Genomic DNA, 15,013 nt, shown 5'->3' with positions numbered 1-15,013 from the left:
AAACCTCGCTAATGGGCTCTGTTCCTAGCGCGCGCAAGAGCCACCTTTATCTTCCGCGTCCCTACGTCGCCTGTGCAGACCGCCCCTGCGGAGAAGCCCTTCGGTAAAGGAATCAGGCTCTTGCACTTGCAACCCTGGCTGGCGTGGGCCAGGGCCAAGGCGTGCCTGTGAGAACAGCCACAGCCAAGAACCTGTCAAACCGGAAACTCACCGATGAGCTACATCGCGACCTGTTCCCCTGTCAGTGCACTAGATCCCGACCCGTGAGGTGATCAATCGTACGGGGAGCATTCCAATCCTTAAAGATGCCAGGAACGAGAGTGAGGTACATGTGGTATTTGCCGCGAACTTCAACGATCTCAGGCGCCCAGAATGTTGAGTCTGGCTTTGCGTTTGGGATCTCAGCTATGCCTTTGTAAGTCCAGTGGGCCCCGTCGGAAGACATGGCGATCTCAATATGAGTTCCATGCAGCCACGAAACATCTGTAGGCGATGCAGGCGTTATGTCGGCCCGACGGTTCGTATAGAACAACCACCACTGCTTAGTGCCATGGTCTCCAGATGATGGTGGGATCCGCGGCTCAATCGTAAATAGGACCGCGGTAAAGGGGCTTGGGGCTTCAGAACCTCGAGCATGCACGCAGGCCGCACAAAGAATGAGAAATAGAAGAACTAGCTTGGCGGGACATTGAACTCCTCCCTATATTAAGAAACAGCCCCAGCAACAACGGCAGGAACGATCTCATCCGCGAGCCTTCATGTTGGCAGGTCATGCACATTCAAGGACATCCTTCACGGGAAACAAGTGTCCGATAATCTACCGTTCACGACAGAACGAGGCACCTCCTTGAAATACGAGTGTGAGTTCCCTCTCTGTGTTCCCAAGACCTCGAGCGCGTTAAAGTCCCGCATACCAGTCATATCCGAGTCGGGTCCAGTAGTCATCGGGCTTGTCACGGGTGTAAGCGATTAACCCAATGCGTTTAATTTGCTTGTATCCGTACTTCGTCGGCATATGAAGCCGCAGCGGAGCGCCATGGAGCTGTGTGAGCGGCGCACCCATCATCTCGGTGACGAGTAGCGTTTGCGGGTGGCGACAAACCTCCAGGTCATAACCAGTGTAGTAGTCGCCATCGGGCGTTTCCATGTAGACATAGCGCGTTCCTGGCACAGGGGGGTATAGCTCAAGGAAATCCATCATGCGGAAGCCTGCCCAATGCACAACCTGGCTCCATCCCTCAACACATTTAAACTGAGTCACGAGTTCGTGACGGGGCAGCTTCTGCAGATCTTGAAGTGTAAGCAGAAGCCCACTTGTGCCGGGGCCGAGCGTACTGCGACTCTCCCCTGCTTCTTCAAGACCCCGGCGTGGCCGGCGTTGCTCAGTTCGTCCTTCTCGAGCCATTGCTTGATCGAGAGCACCTGCAGGGGCCATCCTAGGCGCACTCGCGAGCTTGGGATCGATCTTTGTGTCACGTCCGGGATCCTCGTGCGCTTTCGCATCGCTGTAGAGGTATTCCCATCCGGTTACGTCGGCGCTATACGCAGGATCGCCAAGGCCGCGAGTGGAACCCACTACTTGTAGGCGGTAACTTTCGATGATCAAAGGCCTTTTGACTCCCGCAACCCCGTTCACCCGTAAGGCCTCTGCGCGGCTTAGAGGGTAGGTGGGTGCGAGAACTCGATCGCGAAGCAAGAACCTCGAGAGCGCGGCATTGCTATCAAAGGCTTCTCGAAGAGGTTCTGGCTGCATCTCGCTCTCGCGGGCATGCTGAGACCAATAGTAGAAGCCGTAACCGGCTCCCGCTGCGACGCCCGCGACCAGGAAGGAGCGTCGCGTACGTATTCGGGACTCCTCTGAGACTTGATCGTCCGAGGAATGGCTACGCCCTTCTGCTGAAAGTGGGTTCTCGGCCGTGGCATCTTCTGCCCGGCGGGCTAGTTTCTCTTTCGCTCGGCGAGACTCATCTGAATCTGTGTCTTGCAACTCTCCGAAGCCACCGGGAGACCTATTTTGGTTCTCCTCTGCCATCAGAGATCGACCGTCGCAGAGTCTTTCCTCTGCTTGTGAGACAGCAGAGTCTACTTTTCCACTTTCCGCGTCCGGAACGCTCTTCTCAGAAGAAGATGGCTGCTCGACGATTGGACGCTTCGGATCATAGTTCTCCAGTGTCATGCTCCGCCTCTCCGAATGGCTTCTATCGAGACGGCCTCAACTTCTTGCACTTCGTAGCCGCTTACCATAGAGCGAAAGTTGTTCCAGCCTGCAAGCGCCACCTGCGCGACATGGATGAAGAAAAAGACGAGAAACGACATGGTCAGCCAAAAATGTAGCCACCTCGCCATCTCATAGCCTCCCATCAAGCTGGTAAGCCAATGAAGTTGCGTCGGTTTGTAGATCGCCAGTCCTGTCAAAAGCATGCCTGCGCCCATTACGATGACCGATGAATATGCGATACGTTGAGCGCCGTTATACTTTGTCTGCTCCGGCAGACCTTTCCGCACGTGCAAGTCAACGAGTGTGACCTGAATAGCATCCTTTACGCTCTTACGTTCGGGGATCAGGAAGCGCCACTCTCCCGAGAACCATGTGTAGCCTATGTAGGCCGCGCCATTGAGCGCGAAGAGCCAGCCGAAGAAAAAATGGTCGCCGAGCCCTTTTGTCACGTGGTAGGGCACGTTCAGCCAGCGGTAAAGCCACTCTGGGAAGAACCGAAAGAGAGTGACATTACCAATACCGATACGATAGACCTGATGTGCATAATGGTAGGCATTGTCTGAATCATTCCAGTAAATCAGCAACCCGCTCCACATCATGAGAAACAGGACTGGGAAGTTGATCCAGTGCATCCAGCGAATAGCGAGCAGGTGCTTGCGCTCGAGACGGATGGTAGGCCTGGGGGCGGCCGCGGCGGACGGCTCCGCACGCAGTTCATTGGCATAATTTCGATCATTCAACATGGCCTTCCCTCTCCGCTTCCGCCGGGTAAGCACCCACAGCGCCATACATTCGACGCAGAATTCCCTGATGGGTTACAGGTTAATTTGCAAATCAAGCACGTTGTGCGAAGCGTTTTCCGCCGCGACATGCGTGTAACCTTCTCGCTAGTTTCGACTCCAATGCATACCCACAGAGCTGGAGTGACATAAAGCCGCTGATTGCCCTTGCCTGCTGTGGTGAGCCAGTAAAAGGAGAAGTGTGAACTTTACCATTCGATCTATCGCGACCATCGTTGCTGTTACGGGGGTTTTGGCTCCCATCGCGCTCGCCAAAGCTCCAGTAGCTTCACAGCCAGGTGGCGAGACCCTCTTTGTCATGTCAAATGCCGCCAACAAGAACGAAATCGTAGCCTACCATCAGGTGCTCGGCAGTTACATCGAAGTGAAGCGCTTTGCCACAGGTGGCCGAGGTAGTGGCGGCACAATCGATCCCCTTCAATCTCAAGGCTCTCTCGTTGTTACCCACGACGCCGGTTTTCTCTTGGCAGCCAACGCGGGAAGTGGAACCATCTCGGTATTCCGCGTGAACGAAGGCACGCTCACGCTAACCGATCAAGTTCCATCCGGTGGCAGCGAGCCGCTTTCGATAGCAGAGTTGTCGAACCAGGTTTACGTGCTAAATGGGGCCGGCGCGGGCAACGTCACTACCTTCCAATTGACCGCCGGTGGTCATTTAGAACCATCAGGCGGCGCGCCAAAATATTTGAGCGGCGCGGGTGCAGGTGGATCTTCGATCGCGATCAGTCCGGATGGTAAAGAGTTAGCCGTGACGGAGCGCAACACAAACAGTATCGACATCTTTCCCCTTCAAGGGGGTGTACTGCAGACGCTAGTCACTGTTCCCAGCAAGGATCCGGGCGTGTTCTCTGCAAGATTTACTCCTAACCGGCAGCTCGTTGTGTCCGAGACGGGACCCGCCAACACCACCGGCCAAGCTGCTATCTCCTCCTACGCTGTTTCCCCCAGTGGTTCGCTAGCCCCAATAACCCAGGGTCTTCCCACCTATGGAAGTGCAGACTGCTGGAATGCGATTACACCGAATGGTAAGTGGGTTTACGCCTCCAACGCTGCCTCTTCCACAATCTCTGGCTTTTCTCTTCAGCCTAACGGAGTGTTGTTGCCGATCGGGTCTACGATCGTAGGAAATAACCCTCCAGGCAGCGCAAACCTTGACATAACGACAAGCACAGATGGACGGTACCTGTTTTCTTTGAATGCTGGCACGGGAACAATAAGTGTTTTTGTGATCCAAGGTGACGGAACCTTGCAGCTTGCGGGCGAGCTTGATGGACTGCCTTCTTCAGCAGGCCTGAACGGGATCGCAGCTTTGTAAGCTGGGCTTCGCCGGAGCGTCAGTTTATTCTGTCCTCCGGCAACGCTAACGTCACCTGCGAGCGATCAACGCATGTTACAGCGCCTGAAGTGTAGATACGCTTCGACAGCCACCATCCCAGCTTCATTCCATCGAGTGCAGGCTGTAGGGCCTCGGCTTGGCGCTGTTTTCAAGTGAGAAGTAAAACACGCTAACGTGAAGCGGGACGGCTGCGTAACCTTCTTGCCCGCAACAAGAGCGTGCGCGTAGGAAAGCCCGAGAGCGCGTCCAGAAGAAGCCCACTTAGCAGCCAGGTAATTCGGTGAAGGTTTCCCAGCGTGTCACCAAAACCGACCGTTTCACTAGCGACATCGTTTCCACAACCAGTTGCACTCCCACATTTGCGACGGCAACCGTGCAGGCGCTTTGCTTCAGCGCAGAAAGCAGGCTTCAACCCACGATCACGGTATCGTTGTCCACCGACGCTCTAACTTTGGAGCCCGTTACAAGGTGATTAGGGGTTAATTCTCGCAGATGGCAGGGATCCCCTCACTTCCTAATAGACTTTGCTGGTCTCGATCTGCTTCTAAAGCGCGGACACTACTCGGTGAATGTTGCCAGTAGTTGAACGTGGAGTTTTATATTTGTAACCTTGCCGAGGTTTTAGTAGTCATACAGGCAGAGGGAAGCCGCAAAGGTCGGCCCAGATCTTAAAGTTCACGCGTCAGCACAGGAGTAGCTTGTCAGACCTTCACGCCAAAGATGAGCAAGCGTTGATCGTCGCCATATTGGCCGGGGACACCCGCCTCTTTCACGATCTGATTCGTCCACACGAGCGCCGGGTGTTCTTGGTGGCTATGTCATTGGTTAAGTCACAAGCAGAGGCTGAAGACGTCGCCCAAGAGGCGTTCCTGAAAGCCTTTCGCAATCTGGCGACGTTTCGCGCTGAAGCAACGTTTGCCACTTGGCTGACCGCAATTGCGTTGAATGAGGCGCGCTCTCGATTGCGTAGCCACGTAGGGGTGCGCGTCGATTCGCTTGATAGCCCAGAGGAGGAGGGAGGCGTCTCTCCGGCGCTTCTTCGTGATTGGAGGGAGATTCCATCCGAGGCACTGGAGCGCAAACAGATGAGAGATATTCTTCGTAAAGCAATTGAAGGACTTCCACGGAACTACCGAGACGTTTTTATGCTGCGTGATGTCGAGGGCTTAAATGGTGCAGAGGTAGCGCAAATGCTGGGACTGTCCGGTGCAAACGTGAAAGTAAGGCTCCATCGAGCTCGTCTTATGCTTCAGCGAGAGCTTGCACCTCAACTGAAGACACTTGGATTGCGGAAAAGAAGCTGGTGGCCATGGTCATAGACTGCAAACATGTCTGGAACTTCATATCTGACTATCTGGACGACGGTCTCTCTCCGGAGACTCGCGACCTGGTGCAGCGACACCTAGTTCAATGTGAGATTTGCGCTGCAATCCTCGATAGCACGAGAAACATCATTGTCCTGATGGCGGATGATCGAGTATTTGAACTTCCACTGGGGTTTAGCGAACGGCTGCATAATCGTCTACAAGCGGAAATGAGTACGCCTCCAAATGGCTAAGCGTTGTTTGTAAAAAGTCGAAGTGCAGGAGAGAACCATCTTGGCTACTGAGGACGGGTCGGATGCTTCTTGATGACGCAGTTCAGCGGTGGGACAAAAGATTTTGTGACCGACTGTGATTCTCACGCAGAAGCTTTCCGACTCGATCGCGGTATTCCCGAGGACTGACCACGTGAAGCTGCGTGAAAGCGCGCCGGAGCGCTTGCTCATCTCGAAAGCCCGTGAGGCTCGCAATCATCTTGAGAGGTACGCCTCCGGCTTCCAAATGGGTCCGGGCTGCTTCCACACGGAGTGATTGCACCCATCGTGCAGGCGTCATATGGAAGTGATTTGCAAATTGGCGGGCAAAAGTGCGGGGCGCCATTGCAGCAGCTCTTGCCAGGGTGCTGACATCAAGCCGTTGCGTGATACGTGCTTTCGCCCAAGACGGCAGGTCACGCATGCGTGTCCCTCCAACGTCGGCCTGTTGAGCAAGCATCGTGCTGCACTGAGTTTCTGTCCCCGGACGCCTCATGTAGACGATCAGATCTTTCGCTATGGAGATCGCTTGTGCGTGTCCCAGGTCCTCTTCAATCATGGAAAGCGCCATATCGATACCTGCCATGTGACCGGCAGTCGAATACAGATTTCCGTCCTTCACAAAGATAGTATCTTTATCCACCTTGACACTGGGATGCTTGCGTGCCAAAGCTTCGGCGTAACGCCAATGGGTTGTTATACGCTTTCCGTTTAGGACGCCCGCTGAAGCGAGCGCGAAGCTTGCTGAGCCCACGATCGCAATTCGGCGAGTCAGGGCGAGTCGACTTTCGACCCAGTCGACTGCTGAATGAGGCAATTCCATTACTGAAGTCCCGCCCAGTGCAATAAGGGTGTCGAAGGGACCGGTATGTTCGGAAATCGGCGTGCAGTTGATGAACACCGTGTCTTCGGCGCCTCGGATCGTTCGCTCCACGTTCGGCGACAAAATTGTCGTGACGTAGGCTGTACGACCATTCATCTTGGCAGACGAGAAAACAGAAGAGAGCGCCGTCAAATTGAGAAGATCAACCGGCGGGAGGACGAGGAATGCGACGAGGCGAGGTTGGACGAGAGTTCCATGCGGCACGCTGTATGTCCTCCGTGGAATTGAATCTATATAAATTCTTTCTCATGAAGGTTGCCCTTGAACACTCTGCATATTGGGGCCGATTGCCCCCTATTTTTGATAGGTTTAGGGGTTATGCCTGAATCATTGGGTACCGCAGATAAAATGAAGGGAGGCCACCGTAGGGTTTGCCGCTAGAATTCGGCCTACAGCCTAAGCAGTCCACGTTTCAGAGCGATTGTCACCGCGTGCGCACGGTCGTTCGCTTGAAGCTTTCCCGTCAAATTCTTCAGATGAAAGTTCACCGTCGCTTCGCCGATGCCGAGGCGGTCAGCAATGTGTTTTGTCCGTAGACCATGCTGGACGAGGCTGAGCACCTCAAGCTCCCGCGCGGTTAGATCTTCTTCTGCCACACTGTCGGCGAGAAGTGCTGCAACTTCTGGGGAGACATACTTCTTGCCTGCATGCACCTTTCGTATTGCTTCAAGAAGCTCTGACTGTGGCGTGCTTTTCAATACGTATCCAACGGCCCCTGCTTTCAACGCACGTTGTACATCGCTTTCGAACGTCGTCAACATCATGACCCTTGCCCAAGGAAACTCTTTGACAATCGCGGCAGCAGCAGCTACCCCGTCGTCTTCGCCCAGCCGAACGTCCATAAGCGTCACGTCGGGACGATGAACCCGGAACCCTGCGATGGCTTCATCCGAACTTCGTGCGTGAGCCACCACCGCTAAATCCGGCTCTGAGTTGACGATAAACCGTAATCCTTCCCAAAAGACCGGATGATCCTCGACGCACAGAATTCGTATTGGAGCAGACAGGTTCAAAATGGGGGACCCTGGCAGATTCTAAACGAATAACGACAGATATTGCCCCTTTTATGGCGATCGCGCACTGATCTGGCGTCCAAACCCCGAATTTTCAGAGGTAAATCGCCCCTATTTTTCAGGTTTTGTTCCGCAGCGCCAGAAAGGATGCTTTTGGTATGTACGAAAGTCACAATTAGGGAATGTAGATGGATACGAAAGTCGATCAGCCAGGAGAAGTTGTCATCGTTGACAGTGATGTTTCGACTCGTGAGTCTTTGATGGACACCCTGCACGCGGAGGGTTTCTTGGTGAGAGGATTTGGCTCAGCGGAAGAATTCCTCAAATTTGCTGATGAAAAGCGAGTGATCTGCGTCATTCTCGAGGCTTATCTGCCGGGTCTGGATGGCCTTCAGCTGCAACAACTAATCAAGGCTAAGTGGCCAGCGGTGTCAGTCATGTTCGTTGCCGAAGTCGCAAACATCCCAATGTCAGTCCGCGCGATGAAAGGCGGCGCCATAGAATTCCTTACTAAACCATGTCAGAAGGACTGCGTAGTCAGCGCACTGCACTCCGCGGCTGAGCGCTGCAAAAGAACGCGCTTGATCGAAGCTGAGTTATATTTGCTCCGTGATCGTTATGCTCGTCTGACCCCCAGAGAAAGGGTGATTTTTCCTCTCGTTGCGGCAGGGGTGGCAAACTGGAAGGTCGGGCTACAGCTTGGAATCAGTGAGATGACCGTAAAGGTGCATCGAGGCAACGTGATGCGGAAAATGAACGCGGAGTCACTGGCGGCGCTTATTTTGATGGGTTTCAAACTTCAGTTACCGATACGAACACGATCTGTGCCGCAGGCCGCTCAGAGTTCCACCCCAAGTCCGTCTTCGAACCGCTCATGTGCCGCATCCGTTTAAAGTTCTACGGCAAATGCATTTTCATGAAAGTCAGCTCCCGCTAGACTGAAAGCTGCCCGCAATGAACGCCAGCCTGCAAAACTCGTGGTTGACACAGATCAGAGGACTGACCAGGTTCGTTCTCGCTCTCCTACCATTACTGGCGTTTACAAAGCTCGCCGTTGCCGTCGACCCGCGAACCTCAATTGCACAATACGGTCGTACGACCTGGAGGCTTGAAGACGGTCTTCTCAATTCTGCGCCGCTCGCGCTGGCTCAGGGCAGCGACGGGTATATTTGGATCGGAACAGAAACCGGCTTGCTGCGTTTCGACGGCATCCACTTTCAACAATGGACACCGCCGGGCTGGGGAGCAATCGCGGGCCATCAGATCAACGCGCTTTATACGGCTCATGATGGCACGTTGTGGATCGGCACCCCAACAAATCTGGCCTCCTGGAAAAATGGAGTACTCAGCGTTGTCTCCTCCCCAAAACCCCTTTACGTAAACCAGATCGACGAGGACCGAAACCAGCAAATCTGGTTTACGGTATCTCGACGTCCTGATGCGTCTCTCTGCCGTGTGTCTGGAACGCAGGCAAAATGCTTTGGAAAGAGAGACGGAATTCCACTCATGGTCGGCCAGAGGCTCATCGCAAATCCGGATGGGACCTTCACCCTGGGATCGTCTGGCACACTAATCGTTTGGAGCCCATTGAAGGGGCTCGTCTCTTCGCACACTTTCGTCGGTTTGCCAGTGGGATCGGCAGGCCTCTCTTCCGTGGAGCGTCAGCACGATGGCTCGCTCATCGTCGGCTTTGACACGGCGGGTCCAACCTTAGGCTTGCAACGCTTAGTGGGAGACGAACAGACCTTGTTCTCTTTGCCAGCTTTGGACACTAGAGATCTAAAGGTCCAGACCCTCTACTCCGACTCCAAGGGTTCCTTCTGGATCGGCACACGTGGAGACGGGCTTTATAAGGTGTACAACGGGACTGTGTCCCACATGACCCGGAACCTGGGGCTTTCTGGGAACTCTGTTCGTGACATTCGTGAGGATCGAGAAGGTAATGTTTGGGTAGCGACCGATGGTGGCCTCGACTGCCTCCGCGACCACAAAGCAATCTCGTGGTCGACGGATCAAGGGCTTCCAGCGAGCTACGTACGATCGATTTTGGCCACCCGAAATGGCAATGTTCTTGTCGGCATAGACGATACCGTTAGTGTCCTTCGCGATGGAAAAGTCTCAGCGCTCGCGCTGCCCGCTGAAATGCCCAAGGGAAACATACAGGGAATGTTAGAGGATCAGGGCGGTCGCTACTGGATGGGTGTTGGTAGCGAATTGGTCATTCTCGATCACAACCGGCTCAAGGTGGTAAAACGTCCCAATGGCGACCCAACCGGGCAAGTGTTTAGCCTCGCGCTGGCGCAGGACGGCAGCGTTTGGGCAGTCGTTTACAACAGATCGCTACCTCGACAACTTCTTCACGTTCAGAATGACGAAGTGATCGATGCCATAGGAGACAACAGGATGTTTCTCCGAGTAGCCTCCGATCACAAGGAGGGGGCTTGGATCACTGGCTCAACCTCATTAGCGCACTATGTGAACGGCAAACTTGACTGGATCCCGTTCGATGGAACACCTGCGTACCAGGGCCCTGAGAAGTTTTCCGCCCAAGATGATCTTCTCGTTTCCGCCGACGGCACGGTATTTCGCAGCAGCTACTCGGGCATTTGGGTAGTGAAGAACCGCACAGTCCGGTTGCTGGCTTCGGCAGCCGGACTGCCATGCCAAGACGTCAGCGGTCTCGTCCTCTCTCAACGACAGTCTTTATGGATGCGAACTTCCTGTGGTCTAGTTGAGATCGACCTTGCCGCAATAAACCACTGGTGGGCGGACACCAATACGAGGATCGCTTTTCGTCTTATCGACACGTTTGATGGAGCAAGACTCTCTCGATCGCTCTTCTACCCTCAGATGACCCTCGCCTCGGACGGTCACCTTTGGATTGGCAGTGAGAGCGGCGTTGAGGTCGTTAATCCGGACCACTTGAACTACAACTCGCTGCCACCCCCTGTTCACATCGAAGCTCTGATCGCGAACCATCAGGAATTCCAACCAACGGCCAACCTCGTGATCGGTCCGCAAGTCAGCGATGTCGAGCTTCGCTACACCGCCTTAAGTCTCAGTGTTCCGCAGAAGGTAACTTTCAAGTACATGCTCGAAGGACAGCAGTCGAGTTGGCAGGATCCCGGGACGCGTCGCTCGGCATTCTATACTCACTTGAAGCCTGGTCAGTATCGGTTTCGGGTGATCGCCTCCAATAACGATGGGGTTTGGAACGAAATTGGCGACAGCTTGGCATTCGAGGTCAAGCCAGCCTGGTATCAAACAGGTTGGTTTAAGGCCGCCATTCTTGTTCTTACGATCCTCATAGCTTGGGTCGCCTATCGCCTTCGCGTCAACTACATTGCTGCTGCGATGAAAGCAAGGTTTGATGAACGCTTGAATGAGCGCACCCGTGTGGCGCGTGAACTTCACGATACCGTTTTGCAAACGGTCCAAAGCAGCAAGATGATTGCGGATCGAGCCCTCATGCCCGGAGCTGACGAGATCCGAATGCGCACAGCACTCGAACATCTCTCGTCATGGCTTGGCCGCGCAACCACGGAGGGACGGTCGGCTGTGTTTGCGCTAAGGGCATCCACCCTCGATTATGGCGAACTCGCAGACAGCCTCCACAAACAACTACAAGAAGCATGTGAAGGCCACACAATCTCTGCGGCTTTCACCGTGTTAGGCGATCCACGGCCACTTCATTCGGCTATCCGAGAAGAAATTCGCTCGATTGTTCGAGAGGCTATAACTAATACCTGCAGACACGCCGGCGCTACGGAAGTGGCGCTTGAGATTCGATACGGCACGACACTAGGCGTCGTAGTTCGCGACAACGGAAAGGGCATTTCCGCAAATATCGCGGAAAATGGAAGACGCGGTCACTTCGGTCTTCAGGGGATGAAAGAACGAGCGGCACGCATTGGAGGGAATGTCTCTATTTCTAGTCCGCGCAAGGGCGGGACAGAGATCAGCCTTGTCATTTCAGGAGATACTGCGTTCCGGCATGAGCCGGCCGGCCCCCTTGTGCGTGTGATGTCCTTCTTCGGATGGCACCCATCTCGTTGGCCATTGGGCAACTCCGCTGATGACTCTAGTGAAGTGGGCCGCGTCTGAGTTCTTTACTGCGCCCCTCGTCGCTCCTCCTTGGAGTACAGATCTTCGGGCTAACCGGCCCCTAACCGAGAGACCGTTTTCGGATGGTCACGCGCCAAAGAGCGCATACCGCCCATGCCTCGTTTGCGCAACCTTTCGGTGAGCATCGCCCGAGCACGCAACGTCCTTGACTTGGTAACGGCGACACTCACACCATTTCGTCGAGCAGTTTCGTCCATTGATAGATCTCCGTACACCCTGTCCATCAAAACATCGCGCATCGAAGAAGGAAGTCTCCCAATTCCTTCATACAGCCACTTTCGAGCTTCGTTGGAAATGTATTGCTGCTCGGGTCCGGGCGCAGGGTCCGACACCTCGCGTGGACATAAGTCCTCTTCATCCCAAGGGCCATCTAGCGATGAAAGCTTCGAACGTTTCGATTTACGTAGATGCAGCAGGCTTGTATTGATCGCTATGCGTGTCAACCAGGTCGAAAAGGCAGCTTGTGATTGGAATGTGTGGAGTTTGCAGAACACTTTGAGCGATACCTCTTGAACGATGTCGTCGGCATCATCCGCGTTATTCAGGATTGAGAAGGCAGTCCGCCGCACCATTCCGTGATAACGTGCCATGAGCTCTGCGAACGCGTCTGCCTTGCCTGCACGCGCTTCCATAACCAACTGGTCAATGTCCCGCTGCATAGGTGTTGCCTCCGTAGAAACAGCTCTTCATGCCATCAGCATGGACTGGTTCAGTGCTGGGTCCTGTCTCCAGAACCACCTCGAAGTCGAGGATCCAGCATTACGACAGCGCGGTAGGTTGAATCCGAGCAGTCGGCGTTCGAGAGACCGGGCCATGCCGGGCAAGTGGCTATCCTTCTCCTACTGCAGACGCGTAGCCTGCTCGTCGCTGCAAACGCAGGAGTACTCATCGACCTCCCTCCCCGCGCCGTTACGCGAAGTCTGGCGGATCGGCTCATCTACAACGGGCGGCATTCTCACGTCGCCTTCTCATGCCATCATTCCGCGAAATCAAACGAAGTGAAATTGGCTGATGGTATCGGCCACCACGACGTGACCAAGCAGAACCGAGGCAGTGTTCTGTTCTCCCGCACCATGGCGATGTAAGAACGAGCGCCTTAAGCACGGGGCTCTAGCACTCGCTCTGGACTTGTGAGTGTCATCTGCGCGGTAACGGCAGAGAGGGCTTACTGCTCTCCCCCGTTGAAGATCCCACGCCCACAGCACAATCAGCATCGGATAATAGAGTTGGCAAGCAGGCGGTAAATACAACTAGTACGAGTCTAACGGTGCACGGAACGTCCCGCTGAGGTGGTAGCGGAAGACGCAGAAGCGACTGAAAGAGGGAGGATGGTAATTAGATCACACGACTGGATTCAATCAAGTCCAAGTCCGAGTCAAGTACCAGGATCCCGTCGGCGCAACTAAGAACACGCGCATCAGGAGACGACCTTTGGGTCAAAATTCTCGATAAAGTGATCAATGCCGGTGTTGCGACAGGCTTCAACTCGCAGAACGTTTAACCAGTCTCGGCCTAGAGCACGGTAGGCGAGAGGGAGGCTTGAGGAACTGAGTCCTCAAGCACACCTGTCGAAAGCTGGTCCGCGGGCTCCGACGCCGCGTCGTGGCTACCATCCAACTCCCCGAAGCGTTCCCGGTATTGTTTGGGCGTCACTCCAATTTGCTGAACAAATGCTCGGCGCAATGCCTGTTCATCGCGGAACCCCGTAAGGCGCGCTATCTTCCCGATGGATAACGTCCGGTCTTCAAGATGTTGCATAGCAGCTTCCACACGAATCGACTGAATCCAGCGTGCCGGTGTCATGTCGAATTGGGCTTTGAACTGGCGCATGAACGTCCGCAAGCCCATGGCGGCAGCTTTCGCAAGCTGCGCTACATCGAGTTTCTGATGAAGATGAGCCTTGGCCCAAGCCGGAAGATCGCGCATTCTTTCATTGTCGATGTCCTCTTGTTGCGCGAGCAAACTACTGTATTGGGACTGGCCGCCTGGACGCCGCAAGAAAAGCACCAGAATGCGTGCGATCGACGCTGCCGTAGCGTGGCCCAAGTCCTCTTCGACCAACGCCAGAGAGAGATCTATACCTGCAGTCACGCCTGCCGTGGTGTAGAATTTTCCCTCTTTGATGAAGATTGGGTCACGGTCTACCTTCAAATGCTTGTAGCGCGATTGCAGAAGATCACACCACAACCAATGCGTAGCGACGCGACGACCATTCAGTAGGCCTGCACCCGCAAGGATAAATGCACCAGTGCATATGGATGTAATCCGCCGAATGTAAGGGGCACGCTCTCGAAGCCATTGATACACCTCGGGTGGCTGAGGAGCGACAGCGCCATCGCCTCCAATCGCGATGAGGGTATCGATCGGTCCAGCGTGCTCAGAGAATCTGGCAGCATTACCGATGGCCATTCCGCCTGCAGTTTCGACCGTTCCGGTCAACCCGGTTGAGAGGATCTTGATCGAGTAGTGGCGCTCTCCGCCGACCATGGCACGCTCAAAGACAGACGAAGGGCCTGTCAAATCGAGGATCTCGAATGGAGATGCAACGAGGAAAGCAACTACGGGATGTTGGCGCCCCGGCATGTCAAAAGTATCTCATAATTGGCAGATTGCGCACCGCATTGCATATTTCTGCCACCCGGCGAGTTTACAGATACGCTGAGCCCCTTGCTCACACAAGCGTGTTCGGGCAGGTTGATCGAGCCAACCAGAGTGCCCGCAACACAGCCGAGACGAATCGTAAGGTCACCCATTCGAGGCAATTGACGAAATTCAGCTCTGCGGGGGCATTCACTCCGAGCCGAGACTACCCCCATTGACATCCGACTGCTCTGCTCACTTAAGACGTTGTTCCGGCGAACTGCGCATTGCTCCACGAGGAAAATAGTCCCTCGTGAGCCTCCCAGCCGCAGCTGGTGGGCTCTGGTACACGCGTAGCTGTCGTACCAAGCAAGCGCACGTTCGATGTTCTCGAACTCTGCAAGGACGCCACCGAGTATCGGGCAGCCTTCAAGTTGAATGAGAGGCATGTAAGCGGAACGATATGTGATCCCGTAACCCTC

General features: G+C 54.6%; 12 protein-coding genes. 5 read left to right on the top strand and 7 right to left on the bottom strand.

The genetic code is table 11. The annotated features are described in order from the left end of the window. Positions 1 to 898 precede the first annotated feature (898 nt). Positions 899 to 2,176, bottom strand: a complete 1,278-nt coding sequence (locus D1Y84_RS14235; protein ID WP_233581428.1) for a molybdopterin-dependent oxidoreductase — start codon at positions 2,174 to 2,176, stop codon at positions 899 to 901. Further along, positions 2,173 to 2,961 (bottom strand): cytochrome b/b6 domain-containing protein, encoded by a 789-nt coding sequence (locus D1Y84_RS14230; protein ID WP_124849281.1) that lies wholly within the window; start codon positions 2,959 to 2,961, stop codon positions 2,173 to 2,175. Before D1Y84_RS14230 ends, D1Y84_RS14235 begins: the two co-directional genes overlap by 4 nt. Positions 2,962 to 3,199: 238 nt before the next feature. Between D1Y84_RS14230 and D1Y84_RS14225 the strand changes: the two genes are divergently transcribed. The 3 genes from D1Y84_RS14225 to D1Y84_RS14215 all read left to right on the top strand — a co-directional run bounded on the left by D1Y84_RS14225 (position 3,200) and on the right by D1Y84_RS14215 (position 5,912). After that, positions 3,200 to 4,333: a beta-propeller fold lactonase family protein gene (locus D1Y84_RS14225; protein ID WP_199726416.1), complete on the top strand. Its 1,134-nt coding sequence runs from the start codon at positions 3,200 to 3,202 to the stop codon at positions 4,331 to 4,333. Positions 4,334 to 5,052: 719 nt separating this feature from the next. After that, positions 5,053 to 5,673, top strand: coding sequence for a sigma-70 family RNA polymerase sigma factor (locus tag D1Y84_RS14220; protein WP_124849280.1), 621 nt, complete (start codon positions 5,053 to 5,055; stop codon positions 5,671 to 5,673). Then, on the top strand, positions 5,664 to 5,912 hold the full coding sequence (locus D1Y84_RS14215) for an anti-sigma factor (protein WP_124849279.1): 249 nt from the start codon (positions 5,664 to 5,666) through the stop codon (positions 5,910 to 5,912). Before D1Y84_RS14220 ends, D1Y84_RS14215 begins: the two co-directional genes overlap by 10 nt. Before the next feature lie 82 nt (positions 5,913 to 5,994). Here the strand turns inward: D1Y84_RS14215 and D1Y84_RS14210 are convergent, their stop codons facing one another. Beyond that, positions 5,995 to 7,017, bottom strand: a complete 1,023-nt coding sequence (locus D1Y84_RS14210) for a GlxA family transcriptional regulator (RefSeq protein ID WP_124849278.1) — start codon at positions 7,015 to 7,017, stop codon at positions 5,995 to 5,997. Positions 7,018 to 7,202: 185 nt separating this feature from the next. After that, positions 7,203 to 7,826 carry a response regulator transcription factor gene (locus tag D1Y84_RS14205; protein WP_124849277.1) on the bottom strand — a complete coding sequence of 208 codons (624 nt, stop codon included), beginning with the start codon at positions 7,824 to 7,826 and terminating at the stop codon, positions 7,203 to 7,205. A gap of 188 nt (positions 7,827 to 8,014) precedes the next feature. Between D1Y84_RS14205 and D1Y84_RS14200 the strand changes: the two genes are divergently transcribed. Then, the gene (locus tag D1Y84_RS14200; protein ID WP_124849276.1) at positions 8,015 to 8,719 is read left to right on the top strand and encodes a response regulator transcription factor; all 705 of its coding nucleotides are present in this window, start codon (positions 8,015 to 8,017) and stop codon (positions 8,717 to 8,719) included. Positions 8,720 to 8,780: 61 nt separating this feature from the next. Beyond that, positions 8,781 to 11,930, top strand: a complete 3,150-nt coding sequence (locus tag D1Y84_RS14195; protein ID WP_124849275.1) for a sensor histidine kinase — start codon at positions 8,781 to 8,783, stop codon at positions 11,928 to 11,930. Positions 11,931 to 11,980: 50 nt separating this feature from the next. On the opposite strand, the gene D1Y84_RS14190 is transcribed toward D1Y84_RS14195, so the two are convergent. The 3 genes from D1Y84_RS14190 to D1Y84_RS19000 all read right to left on the bottom strand — a co-directional run bounded on the left by D1Y84_RS14190 (position 11,981) and on the right by D1Y84_RS19000 (position 14,980). Then, entirely contained in the window at positions 11,981 to 12,610 is a 630-nt protein-coding gene (locus D1Y84_RS14190) for an RNA polymerase sigma factor (protein ID WP_124849274.1), read from the bottom strand. Positions 12,611 to 13,463: 853 nt separating this feature from the next. After that, positions 13,464 to 14,534 (bottom strand): GlxA family transcriptional regulator, encoded by a 1,071-nt coding sequence (locus tag D1Y84_RS14185; protein WP_124849273.1) that lies wholly within the window; start codon positions 14,532 to 14,534, stop codon positions 13,464 to 13,466. Next, entirely contained in the window at positions 14,510 to 14,980 is a 471-nt protein-coding gene (locus D1Y84_RS19000) for a DUF1330 domain-containing protein (protein WP_370245812.1), read from the bottom strand. Before D1Y84_RS19000 ends, D1Y84_RS14185 begins: the two co-directional genes overlap by 25 nt. Positions 14,981 to 15,013: the final 33 nt, after the last annotated feature.

This window comes from Acidipila sp. EB88, assembly GCF_003858395.1.
Classification (GTDB): domain Bacteria; phylum Acidobacteriota; class Terriglobia; order Terriglobales; family Acidobacteriaceae; genus EB88.
This window is presented reverse-complemented; position numbering and strand designations above follow the sequence as displayed.